This window comes from Armatimonas sp. (assembly GCF_043757465.1).
Taxonomy (GTDB): domain Bacteria; phylum Armatimonadota; class Armatimonadia; order Armatimonadales; family Armatimonadaceae; genus Armatimonas.
The window spans coordinates 24,026-40,000 of sequence record NZ_JAYVPL010000124.1 but is presented as its reverse complement, the minus strand read 5'-3'; the positions used below and the strand labels follow the sequence as shown (position 1 = coordinate 40,000).

Below are 15,975 nucleotides of genomic sequence, written 5' to 3'. Positions count from 1 at the left end.
TACATCGTAGGAATTATGTCCTGGATGTTTTTGTGATCACTTCCCTTTATCAGAGCCATTCTTGATGGCTCCTTGTTTTTTCAGTCGCTCCGCTTCTTGACGGAGCCACTCTTTTCCATGCCCCAGGGACACGTGGTTCATGTAACCTTGCACTTCTGTGGGAACCTTGTCAAAGTCGCCATTACTCTTGACAGCCCACTCCCGCATGCGCCGTAGATCCTGTTGCATCTTCTCCTCCGAGGTGGGCAGCGGGGATGCTGACACCGCCACGGGTGTTTCTGGCGTTCCGGGCATCAGGGCGAGGAGGGAAAGAAGTCCTCCGCCACCCGCCACGATCCAGAACCAAGGCTGTCCGACGACCGAGAAAAGCTTATCTCTCATGTCGAACCTCGCACGATGAGGGTCGGCATAAATCGTTTTATCATACTCTCTGTGCGGGATGCTTTTTCTTCCAGCCGATCTGCCAGGGCGCAAACAACCGCTTCCCCGATATCATGCATGGGCTGCTGGATCGTCGTGAGCCCAGGCGTGATATGCGCCGCTATTGGCCAGTTATCGTAGCCGATTACGGCGACATCCTCAGGAATGCGCCGCCCAGTGTCTCGGATGGCCTGCATCGCGGCCAGCGCAATGCCATCGTTGCCCGCAAAGATCGCGGTGGGAGGATGGGGTAGCTCCAGGCGTGCTCTGACGGCGGCATAGACAATATCGGAATGAAAAGAGTGCGCGATAATGTCTTGCTCCTGCGGCGCAGCTCCCCAGTCTCGCAAGGTTTGTTCATAGACAGCGCGCCGAATCCGTGTGCTCTCCTGATTGGGATCGCCCATGGCATAGGCAATAGAGCTGGGCTGGTGCCCTCGCTCCCGCAGGTGCTGCATCCCCAGCTGCATTCCCGCCACATTGTCCACGTCCAGAGAGACCGCCGCAGAGTCTATGTAAACGTCGTCGGCCCCCACAACCCCCAGCGGAATTCCCACCGCTTTTAAGCGTTTGGGAAAGTCTTGCCCGAGCCGAGGAGCAATCACGAGCATGGCATCAGGACGCTGGGCACGGATATGGTGCTCGATACCCTCATCGGTTGCAGCCGCCGTGAAAAAAGTGATGTTGTAGCCACGCAGCCGAGCTCCCCCAAACACCCCCGCGAGAATGCCCGCGTAGTAGTAATTGGTTACAATCTCGGACTGCGCATCACCCACGAGAATCCCCATCACGTGAGTGCGCTGACGTACCAGGCTCCGGGCAACGGCGTTCGGATGGTAGTTCAGACGGCGCATGGTCGAAACCACCCGCTCTCGTGTCTCAGCACGAACGGGTCGGGGGCCATTATTGAGAACATAGGAGACGGTTGCTACCGACACTCCGCTCTCTTTTGCGACATCGCGAATTGTTACCATCACTGCTTGATGCCTATTTTATCTAAACGATTAGATTTTGTCAAGAAGCTCCAGGCGGGGATGCGAAATCCCCGCCTAGACAGAATCGAGAGGTTACTTGTCTATCGCCAGCCCCTTGACATCCTCATTGGCTTGCCCCATGGCCTCGGCGAGGCTAGGGTGGGAGTGGACAGTCTTCATGAGCTCGTCCACGGTGTTCTCTAGCTGAATACTCACTACAGCCTCCATGATCAAGTCCGTGGCGTGGGGGCCAATAATATGCACACCGAGAATCTCGCCGTACTTGGCCTCCGCCACCACTTTGACAAAGCCCTCGGTCTGGGCAATTGCCATGGCTTTTGCTAAGTTACGGAACGGAAAAGTCCCGGTCTTGACCTCGTAGCCCTGCTCTTTGGCCTGCGCCTCGGTGAGACCCACGGAAGCCACTTCGGGCTCGGTGTAAATACAGCTCGGGATGGCTTTATAGCTCATGGTCGCCGCGTGGCCGCAGATATTCTCCGCCGCGACAAGCCCTTCGGCGGTGGCGGTGTGCGCCAGCCCGGAGCCGATCACGTCGCCAATGGCGTAGATTCCCGGGACGCTGGTTTCGAGCTTATTATTCACTGCAATCGCGGCGCGGCCCTTGGGCGAGCCCAGCGTGATACCCACGCTCTCCAGCCCGAGGCCGGTCGTAAACGGCGTGCGACCCGTGGCGATCAGCACCACATCGGCAGGCAAGCTCTTCTCCGCGCCATCGGCTCCGGCAAAGAACACTTCTTTCTGGCCGTCCTTGTCCTCGACACGGGTCACTTTCACGCCCGTCTGAATCGCGACGCCCTGCTTCTTGAGGCTCTTGGCCAGCTCTTTGGACAGATCCTCGTCCATGTTGGCGATCACGCGCGGCAGAAACTCCAGCACTGTCACTTTACTGCCGAGCCCGGCGTAGACATAGGCAAACTCCACCCCGATCACGCCGCCGCCCACAATCACGAGCTCGCCCGGGACATTTTTCGCACTCACGGCCTCGTTGCTCGTCCAGAGTGCGCCACTTGCGAGCGTGCCGTCGGCTTTCTTGGCTTTGACACTCGCATTGTCCACCCAGATATCGGCACTGTCCACACCCGGAATCGGCACTTTGCTCGGCACAGAGCCCGTGGCGATAATAATATTGGCCGTGGTGATCTTCTCCACCGAGCCGTCGGCCTTGGTGACTTCGACCGTGTTCTTATCTAAAATCTTGCCGTAGCCCGCGATATGCTTCACTTTCGCGCTCTTTAAGAGAAACTCGACGCCTTTGTTAAGCCCCGTGACGATCTTATCTTTGCGGCCCATCAGCGCGGGAAAGTCGTAGCCGACGTTCTCAGCGATCAGGCCGAAGTCTTTGGCGTGCTTGAGCGTGTGGAGCGCCGCCACGGAGCCGATCATCGTTTTCGTCGGGATACAGCCCCAGTTCAAACACGTCCCACCCGGATTATCGGACTCAATACAGACCACCCGCGCCCCGAGCTGCGCCGCACGCTTGGCCGCCGGATAGCCGCCCGGCCCGGCCCCGATCACGACAACATCCGTATCCTTCGACGGGTCAAAGTTCGCCTTACCACTCATCTCACGTATCCTCCAGACAGACAAAAAGGCCGGAATCGCACCGGCCTCTGGTATTTCCGGATTAGTTTACCCCACTTTAGCGCGGCTTTTCGCTGAACTTTGTGCCATCCCAGAAGTAGTAGGCGGTTGTCTTGAGGGCGGGGCTCTCCCCGGTAGCGGGCTCATTGGTGTCAAGGCGCACCATGCGATAGCCACGACGATCCAGCTCATTGAAGCTGATCTCGCGCTTTTCTGCATCCCTCTGCTCCGCGAAAAACTGCTGACTGCCCGGCTGCCCGAACCCCTGAGCAAAGACAATCATCAGGTGCGCCTCAGTGCCCTCGAAGAGCAAGCCCGCGAGCTTCTTGCGGCTGGGAATGATCCACATCGGACGAATGTTATAGCTGGCCTTCGCAGTCTCTGCTGGGTAAACTAGCTTGAAGCGCTGAATGCGCTTGCCATTGGGAGTGATGATGTCCACAAAGCGCACGATATCCGTGCCGTTTTCTTTCTTGAACTCATGCAGGAAAATCTTGCCTCCCGAAACGCCGTAGTCTAGGGCAACGTAGCGAATACTTACTGAGCCCACGGGGGTCATCTTAATCACGGAACTTGGGGCGACGGACTCTTTAGAAGTCGGATCCGCTGCCCGAGCAGTGAGAGGTGTGGAAATCAAGAGAGTCAGGCCGACTAAAATTGCGTGGCGATTTATTGTATTAAACATTTCTGAAGTTAGTAGTCAAAAAGAAGACCTGAGGTTCCAAGTAATCAAAAAATAGCGACTCAAAACTCAGCTAGCGAACTCGCTGAGCTTGACGGGTCTGCGCTCCGTGGCGGAGAGCTCGGCGGCGAAGACGACTTTGTGGGTCTCGAAGGCGGTCGCGAAGTCCGTGTGGAGCATGGGGCGGTTCTCTTGCAGCGCGTCAATAAACGCCTGGAACTGCGGCGGGTACGGATGATCGCTCACATCGCCGGAGTCTACCGTCGGGACGCCCAGCTTGGTCCAGAGATCTTTGCTCAGGCCGGGCCACTGGAGCGAGGTGAGTTTTTCATCGAGAATGCTGCCCTCGCTGCCGACCAGGTGCTGGTGAAAATAGTACGGCTGGAGGCAGTCAATGCACGACGTGACTTTCCCAAGCTGCCCATCGGCGAAACGCAGGAGCGAGACGGTGGTGGTCGGGTACTCGTAGGGCGTGAACTGGGGGTTCTTGGACTGAGTGGCGTAGCAGGTCACTTCCTCAATTTGGCCGGGCAAATAATGCCGCAACAAGTCCAGCGCGTGGCAGCCCGCTGTGAGCAAGCTACTGCCGCCGAAGTCTTTCTTGATGTTCCAGGCGTACTGCCCGTACCAGGGGCCGATCCCGTGGTAGTAATCCACTTCAGCGTAGTGAACATCGCCGAGTAAATTTTTATCGAGCGCGGCCCGAATCGCCTGCGCCTGACGGCTGAAGCGCACCTCAAAACAAACGCATGCCTGAACTTGAGCCTCTCGGAGGGCATCACGAACGGCGACGCAGCTCTGCCAGTCAATCCCGATGGGCTTCTCAATAATTAAGTGCTTCCCGGCTCTTGCGGCGGCGATGGCTTGCTCCGGGTGGAGCGGGTGGGGCGTACAGATGTCAATAATGTCTATTGAGTCGTCGGCGAGCAAGTCATTGAAGTCTGAGGTGACGGCGAGCGGCGTACCGAATTGCGCGCTGATAGTTGCTGCGTCTAGCGCGCGGCGGGAGCAGACGGCGACAACATCCGCGCCCTGGACGCTCTTAAACGCCTCGATATGCGCCCCAGCCACCCAGCCGAGGCCAACAATGCCAATACGATAGTGTTTCACAGCGAGATACCTTCCGCCCCTTGTGCAGTAGTTGTCGTGAGAAGTGTGGGAGCCTTGCCGAACTTTGTCGTGTAGCTCTCGGTGAGCGCGGCTTTGAGATCCTCGATTACGGTAGGGTCGTGCAAAATAACCGCTGAGCCGCCCCAGCCGCCGCCGGTGAGCTTCGCACCGTAGACACCAGGGAGCGCCGATGCCACCTCCACCAGTAAGTCCACTTCATCGCACGAGTTCTCAAAGTAGCGCCGACACGACTCATGCGATTGCTTCATGAGCCTGCCAACCTCAGCTAAGTCGCCGTGCTCTAGCGCTTCGGCGGCTCTCTCGACCCGAGCGTTTTCGTAGACGATATGGTGTGCCCGCTGCTTGAGCACGGGGTTGAGGCCGATGCCCTTGCTCTCAAGAAGCGCTGGAGTCACATCGCGTAGCTTGGCATCGCCGCGCCCTAAAAGCTGTCGCGCCGCCTGAAGGCACTGCCCGTGGCGCTCGGAGTAGCCTCCCCCTGCGGCGAGCTCGTGCTTGACATTGGTGTTGGCGATGAGAATTCCGGCCTTGTCAGAGGGCAGGGGAACGGCGCGCCAGGCGCAGCTGCGGCAGTCTAAAAAGAGCGCATTGCCCGCCATGCCACACGCCGACGAAAACTGATCCAGCAGTCCCACGGGTGCCCCCACAAACTTGCCGTTCTCAGCGCGCCGGGCGAGCTTGGCAAGCTCCATCGGGCTGTCGGCAAGGGGGTCAGGCCAGAGTGTGGTGAGAAGCCGCGCCGCCGCCATGAGTAGCGCCGCGGACGACGATAACCCCGAGCCATCGGGCACCGATGAGACCACGAACCCGGCGAACTTGCCCACGGGAGTGCCGGTTTTCTGGAGCTCATCCACAATGCCCTTAAGATAGTTCGCCCAGCGATCCTCACCCGTGCTCTTCTCCATTGCACTCGGATCAAAAGTGGCCTCAGGAAAGCCCGCCGAGCTCGCCAGGTGCGTCAGAGGGCGCTCGGAGTGGGCTCCCGCAATCGCTGTGACGTAATCTACTGCTGCCGTGAGAACGAAGCCCTCGTTGTAGTCCGTGTGATTTCCTAGCAGCTCCACACGGCCCGGTGCAACACCGACCGCCGTGGGAGCCACGCCGTAGTGAGCCAGGAAGGCAGCCCGCGCTGCCTCGATTACCTGCTCACGCGTCATGGGGAAATCCCCCGCGCTCAATCTCTGCAATCGCATCCACATCCAGCGACGGCAGCCGTGGCCCCAGGTGCGCGACAACCTTGCCCGCCGCCCAAGCCGCGATCCGGCCCGTGACGGGCAAGGGCAGCTCCTTGGCAAGGCCGTAGAGAATCCCCGCCGCGTACATATCGCCCGCACCCGTAGTGTCTATTGCCTGCACCGGATAGATCGGAATCTCATAAATATCGTCTCCCTGCACAAGAATGGAGCCCTCTTTGTCGAGAGTCACCGCTGCAAGCCCGCCGCACATCTCCGCCAGCCGCTTTGCCGCCACCCGGGCATCGTCCTCACCCGTCATCATCCGGGCCTCGTCACGATTGGCAAAAACAACATCCACGTACTCAGCTAATAAACACTCGAAGTCGGCCTTGTGTCGCCCCACGCAGAACGGATCCGAGAGCGAGAGCGCGACTTTGGTACCGACTTGCTTGGCCTCACGCATGGCAAATGTGACCGCTTCTTTCTGGGTATCCGTGTCCCAGAGATAGCCCGTGATATAGAGATACCGGCTCAGGATCAGATCAGGCACATTGATGTCTTCCGGGTGCAGCTCCTGAGAGACCCCCAGAAACGTCCCCATCGTGCGCTGGGCATCGGGCGTGATCAGCACCAGGCAGAGGCCGGTCTCTCCTGCCAGTGCCTCACCTAGATTCGGCTTGACTCCAAACTCCTCTAGGCTTGCTTTGTACATGGGCCCGTGCTCATCGCGGCCCACGCGGCTGGTGAAGCTGGTCGTGCCCCCCATCTGCGCGATCCCGATCATGGTGTTCGCCCCGGAGCCGCCCGCTTGGGTGTTCACGATATGCGTGTAGACCGCCGGAACCAGTGCCCGCTGCTCGTCGGCGCTGACCAGGCGCATCGTCCCTTTTTCCACCCCGAGCTCACTTAAAATCGTCTCGCTCACTTCGGCTTGAAGGTCAAAGAGCGCATTACACATCCCGAAAACATCGAATATTTTTTGCATTTCGCCCCATTGTAACACAGAGACTATAGTGTCTTCTGTTAGAATAGCGGAATGAAGAAACCCCATATTGTCCTGATTCTCACCGATGATCAGGGGTTTGGCGACCTTTCCTGCCACGGTAACCCGGTTCTCAAGACGCCAAATATAGACCGCCTCCACGACGAAGGGGTTCGGTTCACCCACTTTCATGTCAGCCCCACGTGCTCGCCGACCCGTGCGGCGCTACTTACCGGCAAGCACGAGATGCGCTCGGGGATCAGCCACACGATCTACGAGCGGGAGCGGCTCTCCCTTAAAGCCACGACACTGGCACAGGTGCTGAAGAAAGCGGGCTACGCCACGGGGATTTTTGGCAAGTGGCACCTCGGAGACGAAGACGCTTACCAACCCGACAAGCGCGGCTTCGATGAGGTCTTTATTCATGGCGCGGGTGGGATCGGGCAGAGCTACCCCGGCACCGGCGGTGATGCACCGGGCAATACCTACTTCGACCCCGCCATCTGGCACAACGGACGCTTCGAGAAAACCAAAGGCTACTGCACCGATGTGTTTTTTGACCAAGCAACCCGCTGGATCGAGGAGAAACGAGGGGGGAAAGCGCCGTTCTTTGCCTACATTACGCCTAACGCTCCTCATGGACCGCTGCAAGTGCGCCCTGAGGATGAGGCGCGCTACGCCGGGAAAGTAGCCGATAAACAGGCGGCGAAGTTCTTTGGGATGATTGCCAACATAGACGACAATGTGGGGAAGCTGGTCGAGAAACTCAAAGCACTTGGCATTGAGCGCGAGACGTTGGTGATCTTCATGAACGATAATGGCGGCACGGCGGGCGTCAAAGTGTTCAATGCGGGGATGCGGGCCTCAAAGAATACGGTCTATCAGGGCGGCACCCGCGCCGCATCGTTCTGGCGCTGGCCAGGTACCCTCAAGCCTGCCGACTGTGACCGCCTCGCGGCGCACTTAGATATCTTGCCGACGCTGGCTGAATTTGCCGGAGCCAAAGCGCCACGTGGGCTCGATGGTCGTAGCCTGCTGCCGCTACTCAAGAACCCACAAGCCGCGTGGGGCGAGCGGATGCTCTTTGCCCACACCGGTCGCTGGGAGCCGGGCCAGTCGCCCAGTAAATACGGCAACGCGGGCATCCGTTTCTCGCACTACAATGCGGTTGCCACGCAGAACCCGAGCGCCCGCTGGCAGCTCTTTGATCTCGACACAGACCCCGCCGAAGCAACCGACATCTCGGTCCAGAATCCCGCGCTGGTGCAGAAAGTCAACGCCGCCTACGATTCCTGGTGGACAAGCATTCTGCCCTGTCTCGAAAACGAGGACGCGTATAAAACCGCGCTGAAAGTCAACCCGTTTAAGACACGCTACGAGAAGCAGTACGGAGCCCTATCTAAATGAAAGCCATCATGGTGATGTTCGACTCGCTCAACCGGAGAATGCTTCCTCCGTACGGGGGCGCTGAGGTGCAAGCGGCGAACTTCACGCGGCTGGCGCAGCGCTGTACCACATTTGAGACGAGCTATGTCTGCTCCATGCCCTGCATGCCCGCACGCCGGGATCTGCACACGGGCCGCCCGAACTTTCTGCACCGACGCTGGGGGCAGCTCGAGCCTTTTGACGACTCTCTGCCGGAGCTACTGAAAACTATTGGGGTCTATTCGCATTTTGTGACAGACCACTACCACTACTGGGAAGACGGCGGCGCGACCTACCACAACCGCTACTCCACGGCGGAGCTGATCCGGGGGCAAGAGGGTGACCTCTGGGTCGGACAAGTGGCCGACCCCGCGTTTCCCGCCCATGCACGCGGCCGGCACGCCAATCCCAAAGACCTCTATGCCCGCCAGGACTTAGTCAACCGCAGGGCGACTCCCACGGATGCCGAGCACTCACAGACCCGAACCTTTGCCGCCGGGCTGGACTTTATCGAGCGTAACCACACCGAGGACAACTGGTTCCTGACGATTGAGACCTTTGATCCGCACGAGCCGTTCTTTGTGCATGAGGAGTGGCGCAAGAAGTACCCCGGCGAGCGTGGTGATCTTCTCTTTGACTGGCCCTACTACCAAGAAGTCAGCGAGACACCCGAGGAAGTAACCCACATTCGGACGGAGTATGCCGCACTGATGACCAAGTGTGACCATAGCCTCGGCCTGGTTTTAGACGCGATGGATCGGCATCATCTCTGGGACGATACGCAGCTGATTGTCTGGACCGATCACGGCTTTCTACTCGGGGAGCACGATCTCTGGGCCAAGATCTGGATGCCGTTCTACGATGAGGTGGCGCACACGCCGTTCTTTCTCTGGGACCCGCGCTTTGCCAGCGCAGCGGGTCAGCGGCGCTCGGCACTGGTGCAGCCCTCGATTGACCTGGCCCCGACCATCCTGGGCTTCTTTGGTCAACTTCCAACTCCCGATATGCGCGGCAAAGACCTCGCGCCGGTTCTTGCAAGCGACATGCCCGTGCGCGAGGCGGCGATCTTTGGGATGCACGGTGCACAGGTGAATATCACCGATGGCCGCTATGTCTACTGGCGCGCCGCCAACGACGAAAACGCGCCGCTCTACAACTACACGCTCTGCCCCACGGTGATGCGTGGCTTCTTGCCTCTCAGCGAGCTTCAAGAAGTCACGATTGCGCCGCCCTTCTCGTTTACGAAAGCCTGTCCGGTGATGCAGATTCCGACGCACCAGAGCATGGCGGGGAGCAACCCACGCCTCAAACAGACCGCGCTCTGGGACTTGCACACCGACCCCAGCCAGAGCCAGCCCTGCACCGATGCCGCCGTCGAAGCACGGCTCCTGGTCTCACTGGATACGCTTCTGCGGGAGTACGATGCGCCACAAGAGCAGTGGGAGCGCTTGGGGCTGGAGGCGCACAAATGAGGAGGCCACCCAATGTAGTGGTATTCCTCGCCGACGATGCGGGCTGGGGCGACTACAGCGCCAGTGGCAACCGCACGGTGCAGACACCCCATATTGACTCCCTGAGCCGCGACGGTGTGACACTGGAGCGCTTCTTTGTCTGCCCGGTCTGTGCCCCGACCCGTGCGGAGTTCCTAACCGGCCGCTACCATCCGCGAACCGGTGTCTACGGCGTTTCTACCGGCCAGGAACGGATGAATCTGGACGAGAAAACCATCGCCGATGCCTTCCAGAGAGCGGGCTACGCCACGGGGGCGTTTGGGAAGTGGCATAACGGGAGCCAGTGGCCGTATCACCCGATGGCGCGTGGCTTCGACGAGTACTACGGCTACACATCGGGGCACTGGGGCGAGTACTTCAACCCGCCTTTAGAGCATAACGGCAAGCCCGTTCGTGAGCGCGGCTATATCGTTGATCTTTGCACCGATAAAGCGCTGGCGTTTATTGAAAAGAACAGGAGCCGCCCGTTTTTTTGCTATGTCCCCTTCACCACCCCGCACTCCCCGTGGGCCGTCCCTGAGAGCGACTGGCAGCGCTTTAAAGACAAGCCGCTTTTACAGCAAGCCACCGAGCCCGGCAAGGAGATCCCCGAGCAGACCCGCTGCGCCCTGGCGATGCTGGAGAATCAGGATCGCAATGTCGGGCGGATCCTCAAAAAGCTGGAGCAGCTCAAGCTCACCGAGAATACGATTGTTGTCTACTTTTCGGATAACGGCCCCAACACGGCGCGCTGGAACGGGGGGATGAAAGGCATTAAAGCCACCACCGACGAAGGCGGCGTGCGTTCGGTATTTTTTATGCGCTGGCCGGGCAAGCTCCCCGCAGGCCATCGGGTGCCAGAGATCACGGGAGCGATTGACTTGCTTCCTACGCTGAGCGCGCTGACGGGCGTGACACGCGTGGGGGAGAAGCCCCTTGATGGGCGCGATCTCTCAGCGCTTCTCGCGGGCCGCACGCTCACTGCACCACCGCGGATGCTTTTCACAACCTGGGGTGGCCGGGTGAGTGTGCGTTCCCAAACACACCGCCTGGATGCATCAGGGGAGCTGTTTGATATGGTTGCCGACCCGAACCAGACACGCTCGGTCACGGCGCAACAGCCGGATACAGCGCGGCAGCTCACTTCTGCGGTTGCAGCCTGGCGCACCGAGTTATTTTCGCGCTCGCCCCGCCCCGCCTCGCCCGTGGATCCACGCCCGATTCCCGTGGGCTATAAGATCTTCCCGCGCACCTGGCTTCCCGCACGTGATGGCACGCCGGGAGGGGGAGTAGAGCGCAGCTCAAGTGCGCCCAATAGCTCCTACTTTCGCAACTGGACCCGCACCGACGGCACGATTTCCTGGGAGATTGAGGTCAACACAGCGGGAACCTACGACGTGGAGCTACACTACACCTGCCCCCTGCCCGATGCGGGTTCCCGCATCGCGCTGAGCTTTCAAGGCAGTCGGCTGGAGGGGCGCGTGGCTCCCGGCTGGGATCCGCCGCTCTACACCAACCAGGACACGCTGCCACGCCCCCCGGCGGAGTCGCGCCTGAAAGAGTTTCACACCCTACGGCTGGGCAAGCTCCGCCTAGAGCGCGGCCGCGGTCCCCTAACGCTCCGTGCCTTGGAGATTCCAGGTGCTGAAGTGATGCACCTGAGCGCTGTGGTTCTGACACTGAGGTAACCCCATGAAAAACATTCTTTTTTCTTTTCTGCTCTTGGCCACCCTGACTTGCGCGACACGTGCTCAGGAGGCCATTCCCTACAAAGAAGCCGATGGTAAGTCGCTGGTTTTGCAGGTGTTCAAGCCGACCGGCTGGAAAGCGAGCGACAGGCGCCCCGCCTTTATCTTCTTCCATGGCGGCGGCTGGACCGGTGGCACTCCGACAGCACTCTACCCGCAGGCGAAGGCGCTGGCGGCACGTGGCATGGTGGCGATCAGTGCACAGTATCGGTTGGCGGAGAAAGGTAAGGCACCCGAAAGCTCCGTGAACGACGCACGCTCGGCGCTCCGCTGGGTGCGCGGACACGCAGCGGAGCTCGGCATTGACCCCAAGCGGCTCGGGGCGGGTGGGGGCTCGGCGGGCGGGCATCTGGCAGCGCACTGCGGCACTGTCAGCGCCCTTGATGACCCGAAAGACGATAAAGCGATCTCGTGTCGGCCTGATGCGCTGGTGCTTTTCAACCCCGTCTATGACAATGGCCCTGGCGGTTACGGTAGCGAGCGGATTAAAGAGCGCGTGAAAGAGTTCTCGCCGCTTCAGAACCTAGATAAAACATCGCCACCAGCTTTGGTACTGTTCGGGGACATGGACAAGCTCGTGCCTGTTAAGACCGCTGAGGCGTTTCGCGATGCCCAGCGCGCCGTGGGAGTGAAGTCCGAGCTGGTGGTCTACCCCGGCCAGGCACATGGCTTCTTCAACAAGGAGCCGTATCTAGGCAAGACCATCGCCGAGATGGAGGGCTTTCTGGAAGGCCTGGGGTGGCTCAAGAAGCGAGCAAAGATAGACCCGGCGCTCCGTCCGATCACTGAGACGCCGGGCCTGCCGCGCGTACTGCTCATCGGCGACTCGATCTCCATGGGCTACACGCTGCCCGTACGGCGTCTATTGGCTGGCAAGGCCAACGTGGTTCATCCGCCCGTGAACTGCTCCAACAGCGGCTTCGGGCTGCGTGAGCTGGATAAGTGGCTGGGGGACAAGCCCTGGGACGTCATTCACGTGAACTTTGGCCTCCATGACCTAAAATTTGTGGACGAAAAAGGCACGATGGTCGCGGTAGAGAAAGGCAAGCAGCTTATCTCGCTGGCCGACTATGAGGCCAATCTGCGGGCGCTCGTCGTGCGGCTTCGCGCTACCAAGGCTAAGCTGGTCTGGGCTACCACGACGCCTGTTCCTGAGGGCACGACGGGCAGGATCGCAGGAAGTGAGCGCGCCTACAATGAAGTTGTCAAGAAAATCATGGCAGAAAACCAAATCCCGCTCGATGATCTCTGCACTGCCGTCTCCGCAATACTGGCCACGCTCCAACAGCCGCGCAATGTCCACTTCACCCCCGCAGGCTACGACGCGCTGGCCCAGGCTGTGGCAAAGATTGTCATCGAGAATGCAGTACTGAAATAATTTCCAGGCTGTTGTTTGGTATAGATTCTGCCCATAAATAGTGTATGGGCAGAGTGTCCTTGTTAACCCCACAACTTAATAAGCAGGTAAAGACAGGGCTGCGGCGTGAGCTAGAGAGTCTGAGCGGGTGTTTGCACCTGCGCCTTGCCATCGCTCAAGCATTCGTGGGGTGCTTGCCCGAGTTTGCTCTGGTGAGCGTTCGTGCCACTCTGTACCGCTGGGCAGGAATAAAAATCGCCCGCGGCGTGACGGTTCAGGGACGGCTCCGGCTGGTGGGGCGACGCAAAGACCTCACACAAATCCAGATAGGCGAGGGATGCATTCTCGCACCTGGTGTCCGCATCGGCCTAGACGCGCCTGTGGTGATCGGGAAAAATGTTGCGCTAGGCCCCGATGTCACTCTCTGCACTGCCACCCATACTATGGGCTTTGGCTCGCGCCGTATGACTCCCAAACTCAACGCTCTTCCCGTGACCGTAGGCGATGGTGCCTGGATCTGTATGAGCGCACTCCTCCTTCCTGGGGTCACCGTTGGCCCCGGCGCAGTGGTTGCGGCGGGCTCCATTGTCACCGAGGACGTCCCTGCACACACCTTCGTTGCCGGAAATCCGGCTCAGGTTCAGCACGAGCTACCTTTTGCTAATCGTTGATATTTAATGAGGATATTTCTATGATAGACCAGATTCGACAGATACTCACCCAGAGCGCGGGAATTCCTGCCGAGAGTCTTCCTATTGATGCTGATCTCTACCAAGCGGGCCTGAAGTCCCTGGCGACCGTTCGGGTCATGATGGCCCTGGAGAGTACGTTTCAAGTCGAGTTCTCCAGCGAGCTTTTAGGACGCGACACGTTTGCCACCATTGGTCGGATTGAGCAGGTCATGCGCCAGCTAGGAGCCAGTCATGTCGCTGCCTGAGGCTGTTCGCACCACGGCTCAAGCCCATGCCGAGGCTGTGGACCGCGATGCCCGTTTTCCGATCGAGGCAATCACCGCCCTCAAAGATGCCCGTCTGCTCTCGGCACTTCTCGATGGCCAGAGCCTGACAGAGGTTGTGGCGCTCTGTGGGGAGCTGGGGCGCTGCTGCGCGGCCACGGGGATGATCTACGCGATGCACCAGAGCCAGGTCGCCTGCCTTGTCCGCCATGGCCTGGGCCACACCGCCTGGGATGCCTTCGCCGATGAGCTCCGAGAAAAGCAGCTCCTCATCGCCTCGATCACTAGCGAGGTGGGCGTGGGCGGAGACATTCGCACGAGTCTCTGCGCACTCGAAAATGGCCAGATCACGAAGAAGGCCACGACCCTCTCCTACGGTGCCCATGCCGATGCCTACTTTCTGACCTGCCGCCGTCAGCCCGACGCCCCTGAGAACGACCAAGCCCTGGTACTCCTGCGGCGCGAAGGAGCCGACTTGGAGCAGACCGGCAACTGGGACACGCTCGGCATGCGCGGCACCTGTAGCCCTGGCTTCATGGTCTCTAGCCCCGTGGCAGAAAGTGCCCTCTTCCCAGTGGGCTTTGGCGAGATCTGTAGCCAGACCATGGCTCCGGCATCGCACCTGCTCTGGGCGGGTGTCTGGCTGGGGATTGCCGCCGATGCGGTTACCCGCGCCCGGGCCTATGTTCGCTCCCGTGCAAAAAATGCTCCTGGTGCGGCCAGTACCGGCGAGCTGCGTCTCGCTGAGGCAATGAGCCAGCTCCAGCTCGGGCGGGCGAATCTGGCGGAGTGCCTGCGCTACTACGAAGCCCTCTGCGCCTCAAATGACACGCGCGGCCTGCTCTCGTTTGAGTGGGCGATCCGTATCAACAACCTCAAGACCAGCACGAGCGAGCTGATTGTCTCGATTATCCAGCAGTGCCTTGCGATCACCGGAATTCAGGGCTACCGCAACGACTCTCCCTACAGTTTGGGCCGCCACCTACGCGATGCCCTCTCCGCCGCCGTGATGATCGGCAACGAGCGCCTCCACGCGGTGAGTGGCTCGCTCCTGCTGATGCAGAAAGGAATCTGACCATGAGTGCTCTCACAACCCATAATGCCACCGCCGAAGAGGCCTACCTGGATCGCCTTCTTGCCGCCCAGCTTCTTTTGCCCACCGATCTGCCTGGCATCTACGCTCGTGGCTCGGCGTTTGCGCAGCTTATGGAGGGCCTGGAGCACGCCATCACGCGCTACGGGCGCACCAAGGAGACTATTCTCCTGCGCTGTCCGCCTGTTCTGCCGCGCAGCATTGTGGAGAAGTGCGGCTATTTTCAGTCCTTTCCACAGCTTCTAGGCTGCATGTGCTCGTTTACAGGCGGAACGACGGAGCACGATGCGCTGATGCAGGCCGTGGATGCCGGGGAGAACCTCTTGCCGCACCTGGAGCTTGCCGATGTCGTGATGGCCCCGGCGGCCTGCTACTATGTCTATCCTTACCTCGCCGGGACACTCCCTGCTGAGGGAAAGACCACGGATATCGAGAACTGGTGCTACCGCCACGAGCCCTCACTCAACCCCATGCGGATGCGCTCGTTTCGGATGCGGGAGTTTGTCCACGCGGGGACGCCCGAACAGGCGCTCAGTTTTCGTGATAACTGGATCGAGCGAGCGCAGGAGTTTCTCGCTCTACTGGGCCTCACTGCCACGGTCGAGGCCGCTAGCGACCCGTTCTTTGGCGCGGGCGAGCGGCTCATGGCGGCTCAACAGCGTGCCCAAGCCCTCAAGTTCGAGCTACTCATCCCCATTGTCTCCGACGAGCGCCCGACCGCAGTGATGTCATCGAACTACCACAAAGACCACTTCGGGCATCTCTTCGATATCCACACGGCGGATGGTCAGACAGCGCACACCGCCTGCCTCGCCTTCGGCATGGAGCGTATCGTCTTGGCACTACTCGCCGAGCACGGGCTCCAGCTCTCACAGTGGCCCCGCACGCTACAGGCACGGCTCGAATTGAGTTAACCGATTTGGGCTGTTACCAAGGGTAAA

General features: G+C 59.9%; 15 protein-coding genes. 8 read left to right on the top strand and 7 right to left on the bottom strand.

What is annotated here, in order from left to right:
- Positions 1-36: 36 nt before the first annotated feature.
- The 7 genes from ACH2ED_RS16975 to ACH2ED_RS16945 all read right to left on the bottom strand — a co-directional run bounded on the left by ACH2ED_RS16975 (position 37) and on the right by ACH2ED_RS16945 (position 6,969).
- Positions 37-381 carry a hypothetical protein gene (locus tag ACH2ED_RS16975; RefSeq protein ID WP_395093690.1) on the bottom strand — a complete coding sequence of 115 codons (345 nt, stop codon included), beginning with the start codon at positions 379-381 and terminating at the stop codon, positions 37-39.
- Positions 378-1,394, bottom strand: a complete 1,017-nt coding sequence (locus ACH2ED_RS16970) for a LacI family DNA-binding transcriptional regulator (protein WP_395093830.1) — start codon at positions 1,392-1,394, stop codon at positions 378-380. Before ACH2ED_RS16970 ends, ACH2ED_RS16975 begins: the two co-directional genes overlap by 4 nt.
- Before the next feature lie 93 nt (positions 1,395-1,487).
- Entirely contained in the window at positions 1,488-2,978 is a 1,491-nt protein-coding gene (lpdA, locus tag ACH2ED_RS16965) for a dihydrolipoyl dehydrogenase (protein WP_395093687.1), read from the bottom strand.
- A gap of 76 nt (positions 2,979-3,054) precedes the next feature.
- Positions 3,055-3,681 (bottom strand): hypothetical protein, encoded by a 627-nt coding sequence (locus tag ACH2ED_RS16960; protein ID WP_395093685.1) that lies wholly within the window; start codon positions 3,679-3,681, stop codon positions 3,055-3,057.
- Positions 3,682-3,747: 66 nt separating this feature from the next.
- The gene (locus tag ACH2ED_RS16955) at positions 3,748-4,788 is read right to left on the bottom strand and encodes a Gfo/Idh/MocA family protein (protein WP_395093682.1); all 1,041 of its coding nucleotides are present in this window, start codon (positions 4,786-4,788) and stop codon (positions 3,748-3,750) included.
- A complete protein-coding gene (gene galK / locus ACH2ED_RS16950) occupies positions 4,785-5,966 on the bottom strand; it encodes a galactokinase (RefSeq protein ID WP_395093680.1) in 1,182 nt (393 codons plus the stop codon). The genes ACH2ED_RS16955 and galK overlap by 4 nt, the downstream gene beginning before the upstream one ends.
- Positions 5,956-6,969, bottom strand: coding sequence for an adenosine kinase (locus tag ACH2ED_RS16945; RefSeq protein WP_395093677.1), 1,014 nt, complete (start codon positions 6,967-6,969; stop codon positions 5,956-5,958). Before ACH2ED_RS16945 ends, galK begins: the two co-directional genes overlap by 11 nt.
- Positions 6,970-7,020: 51 nt before the next feature.
- On the opposite strand from ACH2ED_RS16945, the gene ACH2ED_RS16940 reads away from it, so the two are divergent.
- Genes ACH2ED_RS16940 through ACH2ED_RS16905 form a run of 8 tightly spaced genes read left to right on the top strand, consistent with a single transcriptional unit; the run spans position 7,021 to position 15,948 of the window.
- Positions 7,021-8,373, top strand: a complete 1,353-nt coding sequence (locus ACH2ED_RS16940) for an arylsulfatase (RefSeq protein WP_395093674.1) — start codon at positions 7,021-7,023, stop codon at positions 8,371-8,373.
- Positions 8,370-9,863: a sulfatase gene (locus tag ACH2ED_RS16935; protein WP_395093672.1), complete on the top strand. Its 1,494-nt coding sequence runs from the start codon at positions 8,370-8,372 to the stop codon at positions 9,861-9,863. Before ACH2ED_RS16940 ends, ACH2ED_RS16935 begins: the two co-directional genes overlap by 4 nt.
- Positions 9,860-11,569 (top strand): sulfatase-like hydrolase/transferase, encoded by a 1,710-nt coding sequence (locus ACH2ED_RS16930; protein WP_395093669.1) that lies wholly within the window; start codon positions 9,860-9,862, stop codon positions 11,567-11,569. Before ACH2ED_RS16935 ends, ACH2ED_RS16930 begins: the two co-directional genes overlap by 4 nt.
- A gap of 4 nt (positions 11,570-11,573) precedes the next feature.
- Positions 11,574-13,007 (top strand): alpha/beta hydrolase fold domain-containing protein, encoded by a 1,434-nt coding sequence (locus ACH2ED_RS16925; RefSeq protein WP_395093666.1) that lies wholly within the window; start codon positions 11,574-11,576, stop codon positions 13,005-13,007.
- Between the two features lie 53 nt (positions 13,008-13,060).
- Complete coding sequence (locus tag ACH2ED_RS16920; RefSeq protein WP_395093663.1) at positions 13,061-13,657, top strand: acyltransferase; 597 nt, start codon at positions 13,061-13,063, stop codon at positions 13,655-13,657.
- A 20-nt stretch (positions 13,658-13,677) separates the two neighbouring features.
- The gene (locus ACH2ED_RS16915) at positions 13,678-13,923 is read left to right on the top strand and encodes an acyl carrier protein (RefSeq protein ID WP_395093661.1); all 246 of its coding nucleotides are present in this window, start codon (positions 13,678-13,680) and stop codon (positions 13,921-13,923) included.
- Complete coding sequence (locus ACH2ED_RS16910) at positions 13,910-15,016, top strand: acyl-CoA dehydrogenase family protein (protein ID WP_395093659.1); 1,107 nt, start codon at positions 13,910-13,912, stop codon at positions 15,014-15,016. Before ACH2ED_RS16915 ends, ACH2ED_RS16910 begins: the two co-directional genes overlap by 14 nt.
- A gap of 2 nt (positions 15,017-15,018) precedes the next feature.
- The gene (locus ACH2ED_RS16905) at positions 15,019-15,948 is read left to right on the top strand and encodes an amino acid--[acyl-carrier-protein] ligase (protein WP_395093658.1); all 930 of its coding nucleotides are present in this window, start codon (positions 15,019-15,021) and stop codon (positions 15,946-15,948) included.
- The last annotated feature ends 27 nt before the right edge of the window (positions 15,949-15,975 follow it).

Coding starts and splice junctions, on each gene's coding strand:
- ACH2ED_RS16975 (WP_395093690.1), bottom strand. CDS start 381: ATGAGAGATAAGCTTTTCTCGGTCGTCGGACAGCCTTGGTTCTGGATC.
- ACH2ED_RS16970 (WP_395093830.1), bottom strand. CDS start 1,394: ATGGTAACAATTCGCGATGTCGCAAAAGAGAGCGGAGTGTCGGTAGCA.
- lpdA (WP_395093687.1), bottom strand. CDS start 2,978: ATGAGTGGTAAGGCGAACTTTGACCCGTCGAAGGATACGGATGTTGTC.
- ACH2ED_RS16960 (WP_395093685.1), bottom strand. CDS start 3,681: ATGTTTAATACAATAAATCGCCACGCAATTTTAGTCGGCCTGACTCTC.
- galK (WP_395093680.1), bottom strand. CDS start 5,966: ATGACGCGTGAGCAGGTAATCGAGGCAGCGCGGGCTGCCTTCCTGGCT.
- ACH2ED_RS16945 (WP_395093677.1), bottom strand. CDS start 6,969: ATGCAAAAAATATTCGATGTTTTCGGGATGTGTAATGCGCTCTTTGAC.
- ACH2ED_RS16940 (WP_395093674.1), top strand. CDS start 7,021: ATGAAGAAACCCCATATTGTCCTGATTCTCACCGATGATCAGGGGTTT.
- ACH2ED_RS16935 (WP_395093672.1), top strand. CDS start 8,370: ATGAAAGCCATCATGGTGATGTTCGACTCGCTCAACCGGAGAATGCTT.
- ACH2ED_RS16930 (WP_395093669.1), top strand. CDS start 9,860: ATGAGGAGGCCACCCAATGTAGTGGTATTCCTCGCCGACGATGCGGGC.
- ACH2ED_RS16925 (WP_395093666.1), top strand. CDS start 11,574: ATGAAAAACATTCTTTTTTCTTTTCTGCTCTTGGCCACCCTGACTTGC.
- ACH2ED_RS16915 (WP_395093661.1), top strand. CDS start 13,678: ATGATAGACCAGATTCGACAGATACTCACCCAGAGCGCGGGAATTCCT.
- ACH2ED_RS16910 (WP_395093659.1), top strand. CDS start 13,910: ATGTCGCTGCCTGAGGCTGTTCGCACCACGGCTCAAGCCCATGCCGAG.
- ACH2ED_RS16905 (WP_395093658.1), top strand. CDS start 15,019: ATGAGTGCTCTCACAACCCATAATGCCACCGCCGAAGAGGCCTACCTG.